The organism is Chthoniobacterales bacterium (genome assembly GCA_035274845.1).
In the GTDB taxonomy this organism is placed as follows: Bacteria; Verrucomicrobiota; Verrucomicrobiia; order Chthoniobacterales; family UBA10450; genus AV80.
Genome location: DATENU010000005.1, coordinates 91,319 through 113,763 on the forward strand (window position 1 = coordinate 91,319; position 22,445 = coordinate 113,763).

Here is a 22,445-nt window from a genome sequence, read left to right on the forward strand (position 1 = left end):
ATATCCGTTAATTTTTCCCGCGCTCGCGCGTTAGTCTTGGTGAGAAGAAATGCAAAGCGTCCGAGTTGAAGCGGGAAAAATGAATGGCCAGCAAATGGAGGCGCTTCTGCAGCGGTTCGAACGGCCGCTTCTCCAATACGCGACCCGCATTCTTGGCGACAGCGACCGAGCCCGCGATGTGGTCCAGGAAACTTTTGTGAAGCTCCAAAATGAAAACCGAGAGCAGATCGATAACGCGCCGGCCAAATGGCTGTTCACGGTTTGCCGGAATGGGGCGCTCAATATCTGCCGGAAGGAAAAACGCACGACCTATCTCGATCAGGATTTGCTCGAGACCCGGGAGAGCGAGCAGCCCGCGCCCTACGAGAAACTCGAAGCCAAGGAAGCGAGCGGATTCCTCCTCAAAATCCTCGGCACCCTGCCGCCGCGGCAGCAGGAGGTGCTGCAATTGAAATTTCAAAATGACCTCAGCTACCAGGAAATCAGCGAAATCACCAAGCTCTCGGTCAGCAACGTGGGCGTGATCATTCACAACGCCCTCAGAACTCTGCGGCAGCGCTACGGGGAAGCTTCCCGGGATTTCCTGCCGTTCACACCTCGAATCGTTTCATGAAAATTAATCTCGATGATCCAAATCTAACCGCGTATGCGCTCGGCGAACTGTCGCCTAACGACCATGCCAAGGTCGCACTCGCGGTCGCGGAGTCGCCCGAAGCGCAAAAGTTCGTCGCGGAGACGCAACAATTTGCCCGGCTCTTGAGGGCGGAGTATGAGGCCGATCGGGTAACGTCCATGGCGAACGGCATCGCCCGGCGCTCCTCCCAGCGGCTGGAAAACGTTGTCCGGATGGAAGAGGAACGCCGCGAATCGTCGCGCTTCCAATGGGGATCGCTGGCCGCGGCATTGGCGATCTTCGCTGTGCTCGGCGCGCTGGCGGTTTCGACAGTTCTCCGGGAGGACTCAAGCGGGGCAAAACGAACTGCGGATAACCTAAGACCGGCCGGACCAAAGGAAAGCACCAGGGAAACGACGGTCGAAGCGGAACCGGCGCCCAGCGTTGAAATGGAAGTGGCTCAACAACCAGTCGAGCCGCCGAATCCCAAGACCACCCCCAATTCAGCTGACGCGTTCAAGGATGAAAGCCGAAGCGCTGCCGGAAAAACCGGCGGTCTCGCCTTGAATCCGTCGGCGCCGCCACCTGTTTCCCGGATGCTAAAAAAACCCGCGCCCGGCGATAGCAAATATGCGGCGGGGCTCGTTCCCATGCAGCCGTCCCCGATGCTTGCGTCCCGATCAGCCGGCGGCGAGACCGCTGAGATTGAACCATCCTCGCGATATCGCCAGGATTTCAACACCGCGACCTACGACAAGGTGGAGGAGAATCCGTTCCTGCCCGCGGCGACCAACCCGCTTTCCACCTTCTCGATCGATGTGGATACGGCGTCCTACTCGAACGTGCGGCGGTTCATTAATTCGGGATCGCTCCCGCCGAAGGATGCGGTGCGCGTCGAAGAAATGATCAACTACTTCAGCTACGATTATCGCGAACCGGAAGGGGACAAACCGTTCTCGATCGATCTGGATTCGACCGCCTGTCCCTGGGACACAAGCCATCGCCTGCTTCGCATCGGACTCAAGGCCCGCGAAGTGGCGAATGAAAAACGGCCCGCGAGCAATCTCGTGTTCCTCCTCGACGTCTCGGGCTCGATGATGCCGGCGGAACGACTCCCTCTTGTGAAGCAGGCGATGCGTTTGCTCGTGGACAAGTTGGGCGAGAAAGATCGCGTCGCGATTGTCATTTACGCGGGCGGCTCGGGACTCGCGCTCAATTCGACCAGCGGAAATGAAAAGGAGAAAATCCTGCGCGCCCTGGAGGAATTGAAAGCCGGAGGATCGACCAATGGCGCGGAAGGGATCGAGCTTGCCTACCGAGTCGCAGCCGACAATTTCATCAAGGGAGGAGTAAACCGCGTGATCCTCGCGACGGATGGCGATTTCAATATCGGCGTCACGAACCAGGGCGATCTGATTCGCTTGATCGAACAAAAGGCCAAGAGTGGTGTGTTCCTCACCGTGCTTGGCGTGGGAACGGACAACCTGAAGGATTCGACGATGCAAAAACTCGCCGACAAAGGAAATGGGAACCACGCCTATCTCGACTCGGTGGATGAAGCCCGGAAGGTCCTGGTGCAGCAGATCAACGGAACGCTGATGACCGTCGCGAAGGATGTGAAAATCCAGGTGGAATTCAATCCGGCCCGGGTCGCGTCGTATCGGTTGATTGGCTACGAAAAGAGGATGCTGCGGAAGGAGGATTTCAACAACGACAAGGTGGACGCGGGCGAGATCGGAGCGGGCCATACGGTAACGGCGCTCTATGAAGTGGTCCCGGCGGGAACGGGCGCCACAGATCCGGCCGCGAGTGTTCCGCCGGTCGACCCGCTGAAATATCAGTCGCCGAATCCTTCCGCGGCGGAAGCGAAACGAACAGAAACGAGCGCTTCGCAGGAGATGGTCACGGTGAAGTTGCGTCACAAGAAGCCCGATGGCGAAACGAGCGAACTGACGGAACGCTCGCTCGTCGACAACGGCTCGAAATTCGAGAATGCGGCTCCGGATTTGAAATTTGCGGCGGCCGTGGCGGAGTTTGGGATGCTGCTGCGCGACTCGCAGTACAAGGGGCAGGGGAGCTTCGGCGCGGTGATCGAATGGGCCCAGGAAGGCAAGGGGCGCGACACTGCAGGCTACCGCGCGGGATTCATCGAACTCGCTCGCAAGACGCAGGAGCTCAAGACGCACGAGGGTTGATCTTAATTGTAGGGCAGGCGCGTCGCCTGCCGCAGCTAAGATGGCAACCGGAGCGGTCGCCCTACAATCGCTCGTTCTTTGGAAACAGCGCTTGCGTTATTTGGTTACATTGGTAACAGTGTAACATGAAGAAGCAGGAAGCTGGTTCTCCTAAACGCGTGGAGCGCGTCCAAATCGGCGCGCGAATGGAGAAACGCCTGGTCAAGGTTCTGCGGGGCCTGGCCGATTATCTGGATTTGTCGCTCGGCGATTTGCTCGAGGGGATTACGCTCCACGCCCTGGAAGGGAAGGCTCCGTTCAGTCAGGAGACCCTCGGTCACATCAAGCGCTTTAAGACCGTGCACGGGTTGAACCTCACGGCAAAGGACAGTCATCAACTGGTCGAGGTTGCGGATGCAAAACGGGAACGGAGCTAGCAGCGAGGAATTGGTCGCGCTCGAAACGGGCGCGCTCGACCCCGGTGCATTCCCTCATCGGGAGCATGTCCGTTTCGCCTATGGAATGCTCGAGCGATATCGGTTCGGCGAAGCAGTGGACCGATTTTCGCGCGGATTAAGATTACTCGCCGCGAAAGCGGGCCGGCCGGAGGTTTATCACGAGACGATCACCGTCGCGTTTCTCGCGCTGATCAACGAGCGCCGGGCGCGCCTTGGATTCCAGAACTGGAGCGAGTTCAAGACGAAAAACTGCGATCTGTTCGATAAACGTTGTCTCGAGGGATGGTACGATGCCGAACAGCTCGCCTCCGATCTGGCCCGGCGGACGTTTTGTCTGCCCCGACTGAAACCGACTCAAGATTGTCTGACCACGATCGCGGTCACAGCGGCTTAAAGTTCTTCCACCGCTGCCGGATCGGTAGGAGCCTTCACCCGCATCGCGAGGAACGCGCCAAAGAGCAGAAGCCCCGAGCTCCAGATTTGCGGCTGGGAAAGACGTTCGCCGAAGAAAATGGCGGAGAGCCCGAGCGCCCCCGCGGGACAAATAAGCTGGAGAGTTTGGGAAAGAGCGACCCCGACCTTGCGGATGGCCACGTAATACAAAACGTGGGCGAGGCTGATGCAGGTTACGGCGGAGATGATCAGGATGATATTCACGCGGCCTCCGGCCTGAAGGGGCGTCTCAATTGTCCCGAAGGCCAGAGTGAGTGGCAACAGGAGTGCGGAGGTGATGAAACTGATCACGCCAAAGCTGCGGATCGGTCCGAGCCGCGCGGAAGGGCGTTTGACGAGCACGCTGTAGAGCGCCCAGCAAAAGCTGGCCGCGAAAGCGATCGCAATTCCCTGGAGTGAGATGGCGCCGCCTTCCGTTCCCGGTTGGAACCAGAGAACGCCGACCGCGCCGAGCAAGCCCAGAAGCGTTCCCAATTGAAATCGCCATTGGCGGATGATCCACCGCTCCTCCGGGAAAAAGAACAGCGCCAGCAGCGCCGTGATGATGACTGATGATCGGATAAAGATCGCAAAAACCCCCGGGCCCATATGGTGGAGCGCGACGGTTTGAGCGATTTGGTGGACGACGTTGGGCAGGGACGGAATGAGGCAGGCGACAAACAGGCCGCGATCAAAACGCGGTCCTCTGCTCCGGCGAAAACGGTAGTAAGCGAATGGAATTACGGCGACACAAGCCACCGCGTAACGATAGAAATTTTGCGCCCATGGATCGTAATAACGGTTGAGATAAAATTGAAAAAGCGAGGGGGTCGACCAAATCAGGACGGTCGCGAAGATGGCGGCATAGCCTCCTGAAAAAGTGGATTGCTTTGATTTGGTCATGATCCCGGGCTCCCGGCAAGGGATTCGCCGATTCGAAAGAAAGTAGCCTCCGCTTGCAATCGTTTAACGCTTCCATCTAATAGGCAGACGAACATGAAGAATTACCAAATCGGAACCATCGTCAGTCTTGCGATCGCGCTCGTGGCTTATCCGAGCGGAGTTTTGTATGCAAAGAAGCGGCCCCCCGCTGCCCAACAGCCAGCCGGCAATACGAAAGCGAATCCAAAAGATCCCGGCGGGCACTCGGCCGCTGGTTTCGAAGCCACCAAGGCCAAGGATTACGAAAAGGCGATCGCCGAGTTCACCAAGGCGATTGAGGCGGAGCCGGGCGATGCAAAAAATTATTTCAATCGCGCGACCGCCTATCGCGCCGTCAACAAGCTGACCGAGGCGCAGGCGGACTATACCAAGGCGATTGAGCTCGCTCCGCAAGACGACCGGGCCTTGATCGGCCGCGGTGAAGTGCTTTTGGTTCAAAAACAGCAGGACGCCGCCCTGGCAGATTTCGACAAGGCATTGCAAATTTCGCCCAACGATCCCAATGCCCGGCGCTTTCGCGGATTCGTTTATGTTTCCAAAAGCGAATGGCAGAAGGCGATTGATGATTACTCGGTCGTAATTCAAAAAGTTCCGACTGACGGGGACGCTTATGAACGCCGGGCGTTTGCCTACCGGAATCTGAAAAAATACCCGGAAGCCATCGCCGATTACACGAAGTCGATTGCGACCGACCCGAAAGATCCTGAGGGCTACCGGCGCCGGGCCCTGGCTTACACCCTGGCCGGTGATAGCAAAAAGGCCGCCGAAGATTTTCGCGCCATTTTGAAGATCAAGCCGGATGACATGGATGCGCAGAGCCGATTGAAAGCGCTGGAGACCCGAACCAATGCACCAACGAGCCCGGCGGCTCCGGCCCCGCAGACCCCCGCGACATCGCCCGCCACGGCGGCGTCGATGGCACCGCCAGCCGCGTCGCCACGATAAGCAGGGAACCAAAACGCAACTGCCGAACGTTTCTTTTGTGGGGAGGCGCGGGCAGCCGCGCCCATGAGTAACGCGCTGGGCGATTAAGCTTTCCGTGCCGTTGCCCGGGAGATAAGAAATAGCCTGTCCCGAAAGTCACCTCAGCCGAAGGATCAAATGAACATGCCCAAGAACCTATTCGCCTTAGTTGCCATCAGCTTCGTTACCCTGGCCGGCGGGCCTCTCCTCTGCGCAGCCGATTCGGGCGCGATGGCGCACGCCAATAAGGGAGTCAAATTCGCACAGGAGGGAGCCTTTGATCAGGCCATCCTGGAGTTCACCGAAGCGATTAAGCTCGAACCAAGGGATATGCGGTTTTATCGCGATCGGGGCGGAGTTTACCTGACGACCAAGCGTTTCCAGGACGCAGTCAACGATTTTGCAAAAGTGGTCGAGCTCGCGCCGAAGGAATTTTCCGGGTATTCTCTCCGGGGCGCGGCGAAGAGCGAACTGCTTCAGCTCGACGAAGCCCTGGTGGATTTGAGCAAAGCGCTGGAGCTGAAGCCTAACGATCCTCAGAGTCTGGAACGGCGCGGCCTCGTCTATTACCGGCAGAAGAATTATCAGGCGGCGCTGGACGATTACAATAACGCCCTGACCCAGAATCCAAACAGCACCCTCGGGCTGAGCCGCCGAGCGGATGCCTACGTGGCCTTGAACGACTACGCGAAGGCGCTCCCCGATCTCCAGGCGGTGTTGAAAGTCAAGCCGGACGATTTCGAAATTTCTCAAAGACTCCAGTACGTGCAGGCGAAGCTGGCCACGCCTAGACCCGTGGTGAGGACTTCGGCCCCGCCGCCGACACCTACGCCCACGCCCGCACCCGAACCGATGAGCATGCAGATGAAGCTTGGCATCGGCGCCGGAGGCCTGCTCCTGATCATCATTCTGATCATCATCCTGGCCCGAAAAAAAAGCCGGGGATATTGAAACGGAAAGGGCGCGGAAAGGGACCGAGAAATTTCTTTGACACCCGGGAGCGGGCTGTTAGCTTGCCCACGCTTTTTCGGAGAACGAAAGGAGGTCCCATGGTCGTTCCAGACGGAAGTTTGACGACTCTGGGACTTTTACTTCTAAACGAAGAAGCAACCGGTTCATTCCGCTCCGGCGGGGTGAGCAATTTGATGATACGCAGCGGCCCATGTAGCTCAGTTGGTAGAGCACGTCCTTGGTAAGGACGAGGTCACCGGTTCAATCCCGGTCATGGGCTCCAGAAGCGGCTCGGGACCGGCAGTTAACAACCCAAAAAAAAGACGCAGTTAGTTCAAACGAGGAAAATCGAGATGGCTAAGGACAAATTCGAACGCAACAAGCCGCACGTGAACGTCGGCACCATCGGACACGTTGACCACGGCAAGACCACATTGACTGCCGCGATCACTACCGTGCTCGCCAAAAAAGGCTTCGCCGAAGCGCGCGCTTACGATTCCATCGACGCCGCTCCCGAAGAAAAAGAACGCGGAATTACGATCTCCACTGCGCACGTCGAATATCAGAGCGACAAGCGTCACTACGCCCACGTCGATTGCCCGGGTCACGCTGACTATGTGAAGAACATGATCACCGGTGCCGCGCAAATGGACGGCGCTATCCTGGTCGTTTCCGCCGCGGACGGTCCCATGCCCCAGACCCGGGAGCACATCCTGCTCGCGCGCCAGGTGGGCGTGCCCTCCATCGTCGTGTTCTTGAACAAGACCGACATGGTGGACGATCCGGAGCTTCTCGACCTCGTCGAAATGGAAGTGCGCGATCTGCTCACCCAGTACGAATTTCCAGGCGACAAAATTCCAATCGTTAAGGGCAGCGCGAGCAAGGCTCTTGCGGCCGGCGATCCCGCCAGCCCGGATGCCAAGTGCATTCTCGATCTCATCGCGGCGGTGGATGATTACATCCCCGTCCCGGAGCGTCCGGTCGATCTGCCGTTCCTGATGCCGGTGGAAGACGTGTTCAACATTGAAGGCCGCGGCACCGTCGCGACCGGTCGTGTCGAACGCGGCATCCTCAAGAAGATGGAGGAAGTCGAGATCGTCGGCCTCAAGGACACGACGAAGACGACGGCGACCGACATCGAAATGTTCCGCAAGCTTCTCGACGAAGCGCGCGCCGGCGACAACGTCGGGGTGCTGCTCCGCGGCGTGAAGAAGGAAGACGTCATGCGCGGCCAGGTCATTGCGAAGCCCGGCAGCATTACGCCGCACCGCAAATTCAAGGCGGAAGTTTACGTGTTGAGCAAGGAGGAAGGCGGACGTCACACCCCGTTCTTCACCAACTACCGTCCTCAATTTTATTTCCGCACCACCGACGTGACCGGAACCGTCAAACTGCCGGATGGCGTCGAGATGGTGATGCCGGGCGACAACGTCTCGGTGGAAGTCGAGCTGATCACCCCGATCGCGATGGAAAAAACCATCCGGTTCGCTATTCGCGAAGGCGGCAAAACCGTCGGCGCCGGTCGCGTGGCCGAGATCATGGACTGACGAAGAATTGCCGATTGCCGAAGGCCGATTGCGGAATGAAACTGAGGAGTTGGCGGTTTTCGTGAAAATCGAAAATCCCGATAGGTCAGTAGCTCAATTGGTAGAGTAGCGGTCTCCAAAACCGTCGGTTGGGGGTTCGAGTCCCTCCTGACCTGGTGTTTTAGAATTTTCCATGATCACGAAAACAAAAAACTTTTTCGGTGAAGTCCGAGCCGAATTGCAGAAGGCGTCGTGGCCCTGGGAAGCCAAGGACAAGGGAATCCGCCGCTACAAGGAGCTGACCGATTCGACCCTCGTGGTCATCATCGCGATGCTGTTGCTCGGCGGATACGTCGCGCTCTTCGATTTCGTGCTGATCAATTTCATCCACTTCTTCACGCGCTTTCATTGACATGGCCCAGGTCCTCGCTCCCAAAGATCAGTGGTTTGTCGTGCACGTGCTTTCCGGCCAGGAAAACAAGGTCCGCGACAACATCGAGAAGCGAGTCAAGACCGAGGAGATGGGCGATGTGATTTACGAAGTGCTCGTTCCGACGGAGCGGGTCTCGGAAATCAAACGCGGCAAGAAGAGCGAGACGACGCGGAAATTTTTCCCCGGCTATCTTATCGTCAATATGCACCTGCTCGATGAAAACAATCAGCTCGTCGGCCGGACCTGGTATTTCATTCGCGAGACCACCGGCGTGATTGGTTTTGCCGGGACGAAGGACAAGCCGATCCCGATGCGGAAATCGGAAGTGGACAACATGCTCGCGCAGATGCGCGAACGCGAAGAAAAGGTAAAACCGAAAGTCAGCTTCGAAGTCGGCGAGACCGTGAAAGTGGCCGACGGCCCATTCCAGAATCAAAACGGCATCGTGGAAGAAATCGATCCGGACCGCGGCAAGCTTCGCGTTTCCGTCACCATCTTCGGCCGCGCCACCCCGGTCGAGCTGGAGTACTGGCAGGTGGAAAGAGGGTAGTTAATTGCAGATTGCAGATTTCAGAATGCAGATTGAAGCAGCTGCCTGCGCAATCTGAAATCGGCAATCTGAAATCTGAAATTAAATTATGGCCAAGGAAATCATAGCTCACATCAAATTGCAGATCCCGGCAGGGCAAGCGAACCCGGCGCCGCCCGTCGGCACCGCGCTCGGACCGCGTGGCGTCAACATCATGGCGTTCTGCAAGGAATTTAACGCCGCTACCCAGAAGCAGGCCGGCGACATTCTCCCGGTCGTCATCACCGTTTTTAAGGACAAGTCGTTCACCTTCATTACCAAGAGCCCGCCGGCCGCGGTTCTCTTGAAAAAGGCGGCCAACATCGCCGCCGGTTCCAAAGAGCCGAACAAGACCAAGGTCGGCAAAGTGACGCGCAAACAGATCATGGAAATCGTGAAAACGAAGGCCAAAGACCTGAACTCGCGCAGCGACGAAGCCGGTTTCCGCGTCATCGCCGGCACCGCCCGCCAGATGGGCCTCGAGATCGTCGACTGACAAACTGTAGCGGCGGTCTCTGACCGCCGATTATCGAGCCGGGATCACGCGGATTCGAACGCGGACAAAGTGGTCAGGTTTGCCAGCTCAAGCTTACCGCCGCGGTTCGGTTGGTGACCTTCATCTTCTTCAGAATATTCTCGACGTGCTTGCTCGCGGTGGAGCGGCTGACGCCAAGAGCGCTGGCGATTTCTTTGTCGGACGCGCCCGTTCGAAGGACCTCGAGGACATCTCTTTCCCGGCGCGTCAAAGGCCATTGGGCGAGGATTGAATTTGGTTCGCCGCGAGTCTGGGGAGACGTCTTCACTATCGTGTAATACAGTTTTCTTTTTCCCAAGTCCGCAAAAAATAAATACGGAATTCTCCCTATAGACGGCTGCCATCGTTCTCCGGCAGTCTTCTGTCGGAGTAGATCTGTTCCCCCCGAACCTGGTCCCCCCAGCCGGAGCGGTCCCACGCCGCTCCGGCACCGGGAGTTTCGCTGCCTGAGGTCGTCAAAATGTCCCCGTCTGAGTTGTAATTCTTCTCCAAGCCGATCTGAACTCGCGCAACGATTCTTCACGCGCCTTGCTTTCAGGCATGCAATTTCATATTCGAGGCCATGATGAATTTGCTTCGCGTTTTCTCTGCGATCTTTGCGTTCTCCGCGGTAATCCCTTCCGCGTCGGCCGCTGAACCCGTCACTACTATCGCCCTTAAGGCCGCGCGAATGTTCGACGGAAAATCCAAAGCCCTCGTCGCGAACGGCGTTGTCATCGTTCAGGGCGACAAGATCACCGACGCCGGCAGCAATCTCCCGATCCCGCAGGGCGCCCAGGTCATCGACCTTGGCGACGCCACGCTATCGCCCGGCTTCATGGACGCGCACACCCATCTCACCTTCGACTTCAGCGGAAATTACAATGAGCGCCGATTGAAAGGACTCGAGATGAACGTCTCCGAGCATGCCTACCTCGCGATTCCGTACGCGCAAAAAACCGTCGAAGCCGGTTTTACCACCGTCCGCGATCTCGGCAGCCGATTCGAAGGAAGCCGCGATTTTGTCGATGTCTCCATGCGCAATGCCATCGCCAAGGGTGTGATTTCCGGCCCGCGTATGCTTGTCGCGACGTTCGGCATTGGCGCTACCGGCGGACACTTTGACGACACGAATGGCTTCCGTGATTTGCTTTTCGGTCGCGAACCCGATTATGCCGACGGCATCGCCGATGGACCGGATGCGATTCGCAAAGCCGTCCGCTACCAAATCAAGAACGGCGCCGATGTCATTAAGGCCGCTGTTTCGGGCGGCGTCCTGTCGATGCACGACGAAGTCGACGTTCCGCAATTGACCCCCGCGGAGATGGCGGCGCTGGTCGACGAAACTCATCGGCTTCGCAAGAAGGTCGCCGTCCATTGCCACGGTGATCAGGCCGCGAAGGATGCAATTGAAGCGGGCGTCGACTCCATCGAGCACGGTTCGTTTCTGAAACCCGAAACGCTCCAACTCATGAAAACCAAAGGCACCTGGCTCGTGCCCACCCTGATGGCGACCGAATGGATTTTGGGCAAACTCGATTCCTATCCACCGGCATTACAAGCCAAAGCCAAAGCCGCGGGCGCCGCGCGCACCGAGATGTTCCGCAACGCCGTCAAGCTGGGCGTAAAGATCGGATTCGGGACCGACGCCGCCGTTTATCCCCACGGCCAGAACGCCAGGGAATTCAAACTCATGACCGATCTGGGCATGCTCCCGCTCGAAGCCCTCCGCGCCGCCACCTCCGCCAACGCCGACCTCTTCGGCGTCGCCGCCAAGGTCGGCACCCTCGAAAAAGGCAAACTCGCCGACATCATCGCGATGCCCGGCGACCCCACCACCGACATCGCAGCCACCGAGCGCGTCTCCTTCGTGATGAAGGAAGGCAAGATTGTGAAGAACGCTGTTAAGTAAACATTCGACCGATCAGCGCGCCGCTATGATCGCGAGGGTCACTGAGCTGCTCGTGTTGCCGATGTAGTAAAGTGAGGTGTTCCCGGCGCCGTAGACCGGATACAGGATGTACGGGATGCCTTTCATGTAGACCGGGTGTTTGTGGTCGATCGACATGCCGCGGGAAGTGGAGTGGGAGACGGCGGAGATGTAATCGCCGATCAGGTGTTGATCGTCTTTCAGGTCGCCGCCCAAATAGGGGGTCAGGTGGCGATTGCCCCGGAAATGAGGCAGTGCGGTGCGTTGAACGCTGCCAATGGGACCAATGTAATTGGCGACATCGGTGTAGGTGCGAACGGTGTCGATGATGGCGGGCTCGACGACGTTCTCTCCCGCGTAACGAAAAACGTTAAAGGCAAACTCGGTGTCGGGGCCGCCCCATTGGCTGAGATTGACCGGATGTCCCGAAGCAACTTCGAAGACGTGCAAATTGTCGGCCGGAGATTCGCTGGTGTTGGGTTCCTGAGTCGTTGGCGCTGGATTTCTCGGCGCGGGGGTTTTGACTTCGGTGGCGGCAATCTCGGCGGCAGATGCGATGACGGCCGGGCTGCGTAGCGATTGGACGAGCGAATCGCTGGCGCCTTGGGATTTCAAAACCGACTCCTGCTGCGGAGTGAGCGCTTTGGCGAGTTTTCTCTCCTTCACCTCGTTCTGAATTGATTTGTCGGTCTCTTTGGCGCGAACCCAGAGGGAAACTTCGTTGAAGTTGATCGGAGCGGCGAGGGTGGAGAACGCTCCGGCTAAAACAGTGATAGCCGTAACGAGTATAATTTTCGTGGAGTGCATGACGCTGGTTTAACAGGTCGGTCTGAACTTTGACAATCCACAATTTTCGGAAGCTCACATAAAGGGCGTGAAGCGTCAGAAAAGGAGAGAATTTTCTTTAACCGCGGATTACGCGGATGACTGGGATACTAAGAAGATCAGAAGGAAAACAATTGCTTTCCTATCCGTGAAATCCGCGTAATCCGCGGTCGATTTCTTCCTCGTGCGACGAAAGTCGACGGCGGTGTGAGGCAGCCCACGTCCGTGTCCGGCAGCGTAAGATTCGCTTTGACAGGAGGCCGAGGGGCGCTAGTTTCCACGTCCCGCGCCGGGGTGGCCGGGCAACGCAGGAGAGCATCGGGGCTCGCTGGAACTGCACAAGATCATGCAAAAAAATCGTAGCAAACGTTATCGCGCGGCCGCCGAGCAGGTGGATCGCACCAAAACTTACAACCTGAACGAGGCGGTCACGACTTTGAAGAAGTTGCCGCCGACGAAGTTCGACCAGACCGTGACGGTCTCGTTCCGGCTCGGGGTCGATCCGAAACAATCGGACCAGATGGTTCGCGGGACCTGTCCGTTGCCGCATGGCAGCGGGAAACAGGTGCGCGTGCTCGTTTTCGCTGAAGGCGCCGCGGCCAAGGCGGCGAAGGATGCCGGCGCGGAGCATGTCGGTTTCAAGGACATGATCCAGAAGTGCCAGGAAGGATTTCAGGATTTCGACGTGGCGATCGCAACTCCGGCGGCGATGTCCGAAGTGCGAAAGCTCGGAAAAGTGCTCGGTCCTCGCGGCCTGATGCCGAATCCGAAGACAGGCACGGTGACCGAAGACACAGCGAAAGCGGTGGCGGAAGTGAAGGCGGGCCGCGTCGAATTCAAGCTGGATAAGAACGGCAACGTCGCGGTGCCGGTCGGAAAATTTTCATTTGCGGAGAACCAATTGGTCGAGAACGGGACGGCGGTCATCGAAGCCGTGGTGCGTTCGCGGCCGGCGACGGCGAAAGGCCGTTTTGTGGAAGGGATGACGCTGAGCGCGACGATGTCGCCCGGATTGCACGTCGATCCGTCGCCTTACTTGAGCATTTAACGGGAGCCAAATCGCCATGAGACCAGAAAAAGCCTCAATCGTTTCGGACCTCTCCGAGAAGCTCACTCGTTCGCCGTTTCTGCTGGTGACCGATTACCAGCGGATGAAGGTGGACCAGTTTGGCGAGCTGCGGAACCGGCTCGCTCCCGCCGGCGCGGAAGTGCGCGTCGTAAAAAACAGTTTTCTCAAAAGAGCCATGGCCGATTCCGGGATGCCGGATGTCGCCGACAAACTGACCGGGCAGACGGCGATCGTGATGGGTGAAAAAGATGTCGCCCCGGTCGCGAAAATTTTGAAGATGTTCGCGGCGGAATTCAAAATCGCGGCGCTGAAGATCGGTGTCGTCGACAAGGAAGTTCTCTCGACATCGGACGTGGAAGCACTGGCCGAGTTGCCGTCCCGCGAGGTTCTTCTCGCGAAGCTTCTTGGATTGCTTTTGGCGCCGGCGACCCAATTGGTCAGAGTTTTGAATGAGCCGGCCTCGGCATTTGCGCGTCTCTTGAAAGCCAAGGCGGACAAGGGCGAAGCGTCGGCTCCGGCTCCGGCCGAAAAAGAGGCGCCTGCGCCTGAAGCGAAAGCCGAAGCGGCCCCGGCAGCCGAAACGAAGGCCGAGGTGCCTGCGGCGGAAACAAAGGCAGAGACCCCGGCAGCCGAAGCGCCAGCGGAGGCCCCGGTCGCAACCGAGACCAAATCGGAGGAACCAAGCGCATAACAATTTTGTAGGGCAGGCGCATCGCCTGCCTCTGGCAACCGAAGCGGTCGCCCTACAATAAACAAGAAACAACGTCCGAGCCGGTGGCTATCGGCTTCAATTCTCCGGAAGCTTCCGGAGGCGGCGAATGAGAGGAAAATAAAATGGCAGATACAAATGCAATCGTGGACCAGCTCAGCGGCCTGACCGTTCTGGAGATCGCCGGCCTGGTGAAACAGCTTGAAGAAAAATGGGGCGTTAGCGCAGCGGCACCGGTCGCGGCGGCAGCTCCGTCAGCCGGCGCGGGCGGCGGTGCGGCTCCGGCAGCGGCGGAAGAGAAGACCTCGTTTGAAGTCATCCTGAAAGAAATGGGCGCGAACAAAATCGGCGTGATCAAGGAAGTGCGCGGCGCGGTCCCGGGCCTCGGCCTGGCGGAAGCCAAGGCGCTCGTCGAAGGCGCTCCCAAGACGATCAAGGAAGGCGTGACCAAGGCGGAAGCCGAAGAGATCAAGAAAAAGATCGAAGCGGCCGGCGCGAAGGTCGAGATCAAGTAAATCTTGGTAGGGACGCCGCGCTGCGGCGTCCGGGGGTCTGGCGGGCGGCGGTCAGCGCAGCGCGCCGACCCTACCTATCAAAAAAGCTTGCACGGCGGCGAGCCGTGTGTCAGAAATCCTTTTGTTAGAGCGGTAGAAATATTTTCAAACTCGCAACTGACGGACAAAATTTAACCAGGCAACAAAACGGGCGGCGCAGCAGATTTGACGCCACCTGTTTTGCTGCTATTTTTGCGCTCATCGCTCGCGGATAGAAGCGCGAGTTTTTCATTCGCCATCCCGTGTGCGGCCGGGGTGTCGTCAACAACCTCGGAGATAGGCCTAGTAATTATGTCGGAACGTATCTACTTCGGAACCATCAAGGAAGGCATCGAGCCTCCAAACCTCATCGAGGTTCAACTCAATTCCTACGTCGATTTCCTCCAGAAGGACGTGCCCTTTTCCAAGCGGAAGAATTCCGGGCTCCAGGCCGTGTTCAAGGAAGTGTTTCCGATCGAAAGCTACGACGAGAAAGCGACCCTTGATTTCAGCCATTATGAAATCGGCGAACCGAAACTGACCGCGCTCGAAGCGCAGCGCGAAAGCCAGACCTACAGCGCACCGCTCCACGTGACCTTTCAGCTCCGGGAAGAGAAGGGGACCAAGGAAGAGAAAGTTTACATGGGCGAGATCCCGCTCATGACGCCGCAGGGAACGTTCGTCATCAACGGCGCGGAACGCGTGGTGGTGAGCCAGCTCCATCGTTCGCCCGGTATCGCCTTCGAATCGAGCATCCATCTCAACGGCAAGGTCCTCTACAGCTTCCGGATCATTCCGGACCGCGGTTCGTGGATCGAAGTGCAATTCGACACCAGCGACCTGCTTTACATTTACCTCGACCGCCGCAAACGCCGGCGGAAATTTCTCGCCACCACTTTCCTTCGCGCCCTCGGTTACGGGTCCGACGAGGAAGTCATCAAACTTTTCTACAACATTGAGACGCTGAAGCTGAGTGAAAAACTCGGCGAAGAAGAACTCGCGACCAAGGTGTTGATCGCGGACGTCCTCGACGGCGAGGTGACGGTGGCGCGCGCCTTCGAACCGCTCACGGCCGCGACCGTGCGCCAGATCATGGGCCTTGGGCACAAGGACGTGAAGGTGATCGATATCTCGAACGACGACACCGTCGTGAAGGCGCTGAAGAAAGATCCGGCCCACGACCAGGAAGAGGCGTTGAAAGATATTTACCGCAAGCTGCGCCCCGGCGATCCGCCGACGGTGGCGAACGCGAAGGCGCTGTTGAAGCGGCTCTTTTTCGACCCGAAGAAGTACGATCTCGGGCGGGTTGGCCGTTACAAGATCAACCAGAAGCTCGGGATCGACGTCGATCTCGGCGAGCGTATCGTCACGGACAAGGATTTCATCGGCGCGATCAAATACCTGATCAACCTCCGCCGCGGCGAAGGCACTTTGGACGACATCGATCACCTCGGCAGCCGCCGGGTCCGGACGGTGGGCGAGTTGCTCGCCAACCAGTGCCGCGTCGGGCTCGCCCGGACGGAACGCCTCGTCAAAGAGCGCATGACGTTGTTCGACATCAACATCGACGGCATGACTCCGCAGAAGTTGATCAACCCCAAGGCGCTCAGCGCCGTGATCCGCGATTTCTTCGGCCGCTCGCAGCTGTCCCAGTTCATGGATCAGACGAATCCGCTGGCGGAGCTGACCCACAAACGCCGCCTCTCTGCCCTCGGGCCAGGCGGGTTGAGCCGCGATCGCGCGGGCTTCGAGGTCCGCGACGTCCACCCGTCGCACTACGGACGGATTTGCCCGATCGAAACGCCGGAAGGCCCCAACATCGGTCTCATCAGCTCGATGAGCACGTTTGCCCGGATCAACGAGTTCGGATTTATCGAAACGCCCTATCGTAAAGTCGAGAAGGGCCGGGTCACTGACCAGGTCGATTATTTGACCGGAGATCGCGAAGAAAATTTCCTCGTGGCCCAGGCCAACGCGACCATGGACGCAAAGGGCCATCTCACCCAGGAGAAGGTCTCGGTCCGTTATCGCGGCGACTTTTTGGAAGTTGAGCCCTCGAAAGTCCACTACATGGACGTGTCGCCGAAGCAGCTGGTTTCGGTCGCCGCCGGCCTGATTCCGTTCCTCGAGCATGACGACGCGAACCGCGCGCTCATGGGCTCGAACATGCAACGCCAGGGCGTGCCGCTGATTGTCTCGGAAGCACCGCTGGTCGGAACCGGATTGGAAGGCAAAGTCGCGCGCGATTCGCACGCGGTCTTGATTTCAACTGAGAGCGGGAAGGTGGCGTCGGTCACGGCGGACCAGATCGTGGTCACGAAGGACGGGCACATGCCGGAAGGCAAACGCAAGCTCAAGACCGATCTCGAAGCGGGGATCCACGTTTATGAGCTGCGCAAGTTCATGCGCTCGAATGCGGGCACTTGTGTGAACCAGAAGCCGATCGTGAAGAAGGGCCAGCATGTAAAGCGTGGCCAGGTGATCGCCGACGGCCCGAACACCGACCAGGGCGAGCTCGCGCTCGGCCGGAACGTGCTCGTCGCGTTCATGCCCTGGAACGGCTACAACTTCGAAGACGCCATCATGATCTCGGAGAAGGTCGTGAAGGAAGACATTTACACTTCGATTCATATCGATGAATTCGAGATCGGCGCCCGCGACACCAAGCTGGGGCCGGAAGAAATCACGCGCGACATTCCGAATGTCAGCGAGGAAGCGTTGCGCAACCTCGGGCCGGACGGCGTGGTCCGCGTCGGCGCGGAAGTGAAGCCGGGCGACATTCTCGTGGGCAAAATCACGCCCAAGAGCGAAACGGAGCTGGCGCCGGAAGAGCGTTTGCTTCGTGCCATCTTCGGGGAAAAAGCAGCCGACGTGAAGGACACGTCGCTGACCGTTCCGTCGGGCACCTACGGTATCGTCATGGACGTGAAGGTTTCGTCGCGGCACGAAGTTTCACGCGAAAAGCTGACGCCTTCGGAGACGAAACGGCAGCTCAAGACGATCACGGAAGATAATCGTAAGAAGAAAGAAGAGCTGACCGAGCAACTGACGGACGCGCTCTCAAACATCCTGCTGGGCGAGAAAATTCCGCTCGACGTGGTGAACGCCGAGACCGGCGAAATCATCATTCCCGCGAACCGGAAGATCACCAAGACGCTCCTGCGCAAACTCGCGACGGTTTACGATCACATCGAAATCGATCCGAGCCCGATCCGGAACAAGATCCGGGAAATCATTGCTTCCTACGAACACAAGTTCGCGGAGCTCGAGCTCGAGCGGGAACGCTCAATGGACCGCGTGGAAAGCGGCGACGATATCGACCCGGGCATCATCAAGCAGGTCAAGGTTTTCATCGCCAGCAAACGCAAGCTCAGTGTCGGCGACAAGATGGCGGGACGTCACGGGAACAAGGGCGTCGTTGCCCGAATCGTGCCGGAAGAAGACATGCCGTTCCTCGCGGACGGAACTCCGGTTGAGATCGTGCTCAATCCGCTCGGCGTGCCGAGCCGTATGAATGTCGGCCAGGTTCTCGAGACTCACCTTGGCGTGGCGGCAAAAGCGCTTGGCTTCAAGGTTGCGACCCCGGTTTTCGACGGTATCGCCGAGACGAAAATCCGCGAATATCTGAACGACGCGAAAAAGAAGGACGGTTTCACCTGGGTCCAGGAAACGGGCAAGGCGCGGCTGTTCGACGGCCGGACTGGCGACACTTTCGATCAGGAAGTGGTGGTCGGTTACATCTACATGATGAAACTGGGCCACCTCGTGGCCGACAAGATTCACGCTCGCGCGGTCGGACCGTATTCGCTCGTCACCCAGCAGCCGTTGGGCGGCAAGGCGCAATACGGCGGCCAGCGTTTCGGCGAGATGGAAGTCTGGGCGCTCGAAGCCTACGGCGCCGCTTACACCCTGCAGGAATTGCTCACGGTGAAGTCGGACGACGTGCAGGGACGCACGCGCATCTACGAGTCCATCGTCAAAGGTGACAACTCGCTCGAGGCGGGCACACCGGAATCTTTCAACGTGTTAATCAAGGAAATGCAGTCGTTAGGCCTCGACGTGAAAGTCGGCGGCCAGGCGCCGAGCGCTTTCCTGGAAAACGTGGCGTAATTTTTCAACAACAGATCTTTTTTAAAACATAATGAACGAACATTCCTGGCGGGAACTAGTCGGTGAAGAGCGCGCCGTCGGCTTCGATCAAGTGGCGATCGGGGTCGCGTCGTCGGACACGATGCGGTCGTGGAGCAAGGGGGAAGTCAAGAACCCCGAGACGATCAATTACCGGACGTTTAAGCCGGAAAAGGGTGGCCTCTTTTGCGAGCGCATTTTCGGGCCGACCCGGGATTGGGAATGCTCCTGCGGAAAGTATAAGCGGATCAAGCACAAGGGCGTCATCTGCGATCGTTGCGGCGTGGAAGTGACCCTGGCGCGGGTGCGCCGCGAACGGATGGGCCACATCGAACTGGCTGTCCCGGTTTCGCACATCTGGTTCTACAAATGCATGCCATCTCGCCTCGGTCTCATGCTCGACATGAGCGCCCGGCAGCTCGAGCGCGTGATCTATTACGAGGATTACATCGTCATCGATCCGGGTAAGACGCCGCTGACCAAGACGCAGCTCCTGAACGAAGTCGAATATCGCGAAGCCCAGGAACAATACGGCGAAGAATTCGTCGCCGGCATGGGCGCGGAAGCGGTCAAGAAACTCCTTTCTGAAATCAACCTCAACAAGCTCAACAAAGAGCTGGAAGAGGCGATGGGGAACACGAAGAGCAAACAGATTCGCAAGAAACTGGCGAAGCGTTTGAAGCTCGTGCAGGGCTTCGCTTCGTCGCACGCCCGTCCGGATTGGATGGTGCTCGATGTCCTGCCGGTAATTCCGCCGGATCTTCGTCCGCTCGTTCCGCTCGAAGGCGGCCGGTTCGCGACCTCCGACCTTAACGATCTTTATCGCCGGGTCATCAACCGGAACAACCGGTTGAAGAACCTGCTTCAGCTCAAGACGCCTGACGTCATTATCCGTAACGAGAAGCGTATGCTTCAGGAAGCGGTTGATGCGTTGTTCGACAACGGCCGCCATGGCCGCGCCGTCACGGGCGCCGGCAATCGCCCGCTGAAATCGCTCAGCGACATGCTCAAGGGCAAGGGCGGACGTTTCCGCCAGAACCTGCTCGGCAAGCGCGTCGATTATTCCGGCCGGTCCGTCATCGTCATCGGGCCCGAGCTGAAACTGAACCAGTGCGGTTTGCCGAAGAAGATGGCGCTCGTTCTGTTCGAGCCGTTCATCATTCGGCGTCTGAAAGACCTCGGCTACGTGCACACGGTGCGCAGCGCCAAGAAAATGATCGAGCGCCAGACACCGGAGGTGTGGGACATCCTCGAGGAAGTGACCAAGGGCCACCCGGTGCTGCTGAACCGCGCTCCGACCTTGCACCGCCTTTCCATCCAGGCTTTCGAGCCGCTCCTCATCGAAGGCGAAGCGATCCGGATTCATCCGCTCGTTTGCACCGCGTACAACGCCGACTTCGACGGTGACCAGATGGCGGTCCACGTGCCGCTCTCCGTCGAAGCGCAAATGGAAGCGCGCATGCTCATGCTGGCGCCCAACAACATCTTCTCGCCCTCGAGCGGGAAACCAATCACGACGCCGTCGCAGGACATTACGCTCGGCTGCTACTACCTGACGCAGAATCCGCGGCGCGCCGCGGGTACCGACAAGGAATTGCGGTTGCCGCTCTTCTCGAACGCGATCGAAGTCGAGTTTGCGATGGCGGACGGAAAGATCCGGACGCACGATCGGATTCGGTTCCGCAACCCGGACATCGGCAAGGAAACCATTTACGGGAACTCGACCGACCGCGTCATCGAGACGACCGCTGGCCGCGTCATCTTCAACGGCATCTGGCCGGAGAAGCTCGGCTTCTTCAACAAGCCCGCCGGCAAGAAACAGCTCAGCGACATCATCTGGCGTTGCTACCAGGTGGCCGGGCAACAGGGCACGGTCGAGACGCTCGATCGGCTGAAAGAGCTCGGGTTCGCGGAAGCGACCAAGGCCGGAATTTCCATCGGAATTTCCGACATGATCATTCCGAAAGAGAAAGAGACCGAGCTGCAGAACGCCTACAAATCGATCAAGACGGTCGAGCAGCAGTACCGCAAGGGCATCATCACGGATGGCGAGCGTTACAACAAGATCATCGACATCTGGACGCACGCCGGTGACGAAATCTCGAACGTCATGTTCCGCACCCTCGAGCATAACGAGGGTCGCAAGGAGTTGAACCCGGTCTTCCTCATGGTGGACTCAGGAGCGCGAGGCAATCGGCAGCAGGTGAAACAGCTGGCCGGCATGCGCGGTTTGATGGCGAAGCCCTCGGGCGAAATCATCGAGCGGCCGATCACGTCGAACTTCCGGGAAGGCTTGAGCGTTCTCGAATACTTCATCTCGACGCACGGCGCGCGCAAAGGTTTGGCCGACACGGCGCTCAAGACGGCGGACTCCGGTTACCTGACCCGTAAGCTGGTCGACGCGTCGCAGGACGTGATCATCAACGAGATGGATTGCGGCACGGTCAACGGCATCACGGTGCGCTCAATTTACGAAGGCGACGAAGAAGTCGTCGATCTCGCGACCCGCATCATTGGGCGCGTGAGCTGCGAATCGGTGGTGGATCCGGTCACGAAGAAGAAGGTCGTGAAAGCGAACCAGCTCATCGACGAGCATATTGCCGCCGCGATCGAAAAGGTCGGCGTGGAGAGCCTGAAGATTCGGTCGGTCCTGACCTGCGAATGCGGACGCGGCGTTTGCGCGCAGTGCTACGGAAGGAACCTGGCGACCGGCCAGTTCGTGAAGCTCGGCGAAGCGGTCGGCATTATTGCCGCCCAATCAATCGGCGAGCCCGGCACGCAGCTGACGATGCGGACGTTCCACATTGGCGGCACGGCGAGCCAGACGTTTAAGCAACCAATCATCAAGGCGAAGAACGACGGCACATTGCAGTTTAACGAGCTGCGCACGGTCCAGGCGCTCGACGGCAGCTGGATCGTCCTGAATAAGAACGGCTCGATCAGTGTGCATAACACCGAGGGCCGCGAGCTCGATCGCTACAACGTGGTCATCGGTTCAGTCGTTTCCAAGCCGGATGGCGCCCACGTCAAGAAGGGCGAGACGTTCGTGCAATGGGACCCGTACAACGTGCCGATCCTCACCGACAAGAGCGGCAAGATCGAGTTCCGCGACATGATCGCGGGCGTGACCATCAAGCGCGACGTCGACGAAGCGACCGGCCTCATGGGCACGGTCATCATCGAGCACAAGGAGGATCTGCATCCGCAGATCGTCGTGGTCGGTGACAAGAAGGAAGTGCTCGCGAGCTATTCGATTCCCGCGGGCGCGCACGTCGTGGTCGAGGAAGGTCAGAAGATCCGCGCCGGCGCGTTGCTCGCGAAGACGCCGCGAAAGATCGCCAAGACCAAGGACATCACTGGCGGTCTGCCACGTGTGGCTGAGCTGTTCGAAGCGCGCCGTCCGAAAGATGCGTGCGAGATCGCGAAGATTGACGGCGTCGTTGAAATCGGCGGCACCGTGCGCGGCAAACGACGTGTGGTTCTCACCGATCCCGACACCGGCGCCGAGGAAGAGCACCTTGTCCCGCTGAACAAACACATCATCGTCTTCAAAGGCGACTTTGTGAAAAAAGGCTCGCAGCTTACCGAAGGCCCAGTCGTGCCGCACGAAATCCTCGATGTCTGCGGCCCGCAGGAACTCCAGGAGCACCTCGTCAACGAAGTGCAGGAGGTTTATC

19 protein-coding genes and 2 tRNA genes are annotated in these 22,445 nt (G+C 58.6%); 18 read left to right on the top strand and 3 right to left on the bottom strand.

What is annotated here, in order from left to right; genetic code table 11:
- The first annotated feature begins 49 nt into the window (after positions 1–49).
- The 4 genes from VJU77_01925 to VJU77_01940 all read left to right on the top strand — a co-directional run bounded on the left by VJU77_01925 (position 50) and on the right by VJU77_01940 (position 3,639).
- The gene (locus tag VJU77_01925; protein HKP02095.1) at positions 50–613 is read left to right on the top strand and encodes a sigma-70 family RNA polymerase sigma factor; all 564 of its coding nucleotides are present in this window, start codon (positions 50–52) and stop codon (positions 611–613) included.
- Positions 610–2,808, top strand: coding sequence for a von Willebrand factor type A domain-containing protein (locus VJU77_01930; GenBank protein ID HKP02096.1), 2,199 nt, complete (start codon positions 610–612; stop codon positions 2,806–2,808). The genes VJU77_01925 and VJU77_01930 overlap by 4 nt, the downstream gene beginning before the upstream one ends.
- Before the next feature lie 125 nt (positions 2,809–2,933).
- Positions 2,934–3,224, top strand: coding sequence for a hypothetical protein (locus tag VJU77_01935; GenBank protein ID HKP02097.1), 291 nt, complete (start codon positions 2,934–2,936; stop codon positions 3,222–3,224).
- A complete protein-coding gene (locus tag VJU77_01940; GenBank protein HKP02098.1) occupies positions 3,202–3,639 on the top strand; it encodes a hypothetical protein in 438 nt (145 codons plus the stop codon). The genes VJU77_01935 and VJU77_01940 overlap by 23 nt, the downstream gene beginning before the upstream one ends.
- Here the strand turns inward: VJU77_01940 and VJU77_01945 are convergent.
- Positions 3,636–4,580, bottom strand: coding sequence for a DMT family transporter (locus tag VJU77_01945; protein ID HKP02099.1), 945 nt, complete (start codon positions 4,578–4,580; stop codon positions 3,636–3,638). The two genes, VJU77_01940 and VJU77_01945, sit on opposite strands and share 4 nt — an antisense overlap.
- Before the next feature lie 93 nt (positions 4,581–4,673).
- Between VJU77_01945 and VJU77_01950 the strand changes: the two genes are divergently transcribed.
- The 8 genes from VJU77_01950 (at position 4,674) to rplK (ending at position 9,556) form a co-directional block, all read left to right on the top strand.
- Positions 4,674–5,564, top strand: a complete 891-nt coding sequence (locus VJU77_01950; protein ID HKP02100.1) for a tetratricopeptide repeat protein — start codon at positions 4,674–4,676, stop codon at positions 5,562–5,564.
- Positions 5,565–5,726: 162 nt separating this feature from the next.
- Positions 5,727–6,533 carry a tetratricopeptide repeat protein gene (locus VJU77_01955; protein HKP02101.1) on the top strand — a complete coding sequence of 269 codons (807 nt, stop codon included), beginning with the start codon at positions 5,727–5,729 and terminating at the stop codon, positions 6,531–6,533.
- Between the two features lie 207 nt (positions 6,534–6,740).
- Positions 6,741–6,816: transfer RNA gene (locus VJU77_01960), tRNA-Thr, on the top strand.
- A 70-nt stretch (positions 6,817–6,886) separates the two neighbouring features.
- Positions 6,887–8,080, top strand: a complete 1,194-nt coding sequence (tuf, locus tag VJU77_01965; protein HKP02102.1) for an elongation factor Tu — start codon at positions 6,887–6,889, stop codon at positions 8,078–8,080.
- An 82-nt stretch (positions 8,081–8,162) separates the two neighbouring features.
- A tRNA-Trp gene (locus VJU77_01970) sits at positions 8,163–8,235 on the top strand.
- A 17-nt stretch (positions 8,236–8,252) separates the two neighbouring features.
- Entirely contained in the window at positions 8,253–8,471 is a 219-nt protein-coding gene (gene secE, locus VJU77_01975; GenBank protein HKP02103.1) for a preprotein translocase subunit SecE, read from the top strand.
- Between the two features lies 1 nt (position 8,472).
- Positions 8,473–9,042 (top strand): transcription termination/antitermination protein NusG, encoded by a 570-nt coding sequence (nusG, locus tag VJU77_01980; GenBank protein HKP02104.1) that lies wholly within the window; start codon positions 8,473–8,475, stop codon positions 9,040–9,042.
- A gap of 88 nt (positions 9,043–9,130) precedes the next feature.
- Positions 9,131–9,556, top strand: a complete 426-nt coding sequence (gene rplK, locus VJU77_01985; protein HKP02105.1) for a 50S ribosomal protein L11 — start codon at positions 9,131–9,133, stop codon at positions 9,554–9,556.
- Positions 9,557–9,629: 73 nt separating this feature from the next.
- On the opposite strand, the gene VJU77_01990 is transcribed toward rplK, so the two are convergent.
- Positions 9,630–9,863, bottom strand: coding sequence for a LuxR C-terminal-related transcriptional regulator (locus VJU77_01990; protein HKP02106.1), 234 nt, complete (start codon positions 9,861–9,863; stop codon positions 9,630–9,632).
- 402 nt (positions 9,864–10,265) lie between these two features.
- Here VJU77_01990 and VJU77_01995 point away from each other — a divergent pair, with 402 nt between their 5' ends.
- Complete coding sequence (locus tag VJU77_01995) at positions 10,266–11,486, top strand: amidohydrolase family protein (GenBank protein HKP02107.1); 1,221 nt, start codon at positions 10,266–10,268, stop codon at positions 11,484–11,486.
- 12 nt (positions 11,487–11,498) lie between these two features.
- Here the strand turns inward: VJU77_01995 and VJU77_02000 are convergent, their stop codons facing one another.
- Positions 11,499–12,311, bottom strand: a complete 813-nt coding sequence (locus VJU77_02000) for a hypothetical protein (GenBank protein ID HKP02108.1) — start codon at positions 12,309–12,311, stop codon at positions 11,499–11,501.
- 364 nt (positions 12,312–12,675) lie between these two features.
- On the opposite strand from VJU77_02000, the gene rplA reads away from it, so the two are divergent.
- The 5 genes from rplA to rpoC all read left to right on the top strand — a co-directional run.
- A complete protein-coding gene (gene rplA, locus VJU77_02005) occupies positions 12,676–13,377 on the top strand; it encodes a 50S ribosomal protein L1 (protein HKP02109.1) in 702 nt (233 codons plus the stop codon).
- A 16-nt stretch (positions 13,378–13,393) separates the two neighbouring features.
- A complete protein-coding gene (gene rplJ, locus VJU77_02010; protein ID HKP02110.1) occupies positions 13,394–14,089 on the top strand; it encodes a 50S ribosomal protein L10 in 696 nt (231 codons plus the stop codon).
- Between the two features lie 143 nt (positions 14,090–14,232).
- Positions 14,233–14,622 (top strand): 50S ribosomal protein L7/L12, encoded by a 390-nt coding sequence (gene rplL, locus VJU77_02015; GenBank protein HKP02111.1) that lies wholly within the window; start codon positions 14,233–14,235, stop codon positions 14,620–14,622.
- 330 nt (positions 14,623–14,952) lie between these two features.
- Positions 14,953–18,750: a DNA-directed RNA polymerase subunit beta gene (gene rpoB, locus VJU77_02020; GenBank protein ID HKP02112.1), complete on the top strand. Its 3,798-nt coding sequence runs from the start codon at positions 14,953–14,955 to the stop codon at positions 18,748–18,750.
- A gap of 31 nt (positions 18,751–18,781) precedes the next feature.
- Positions 18,782–22,445 (top strand): DNA-directed RNA polymerase subunit beta' (gene rpoC, locus VJU77_02025; protein HKP02113.1); only part of this gene is annotated, 3,664 nt, incomplete at its 3' end.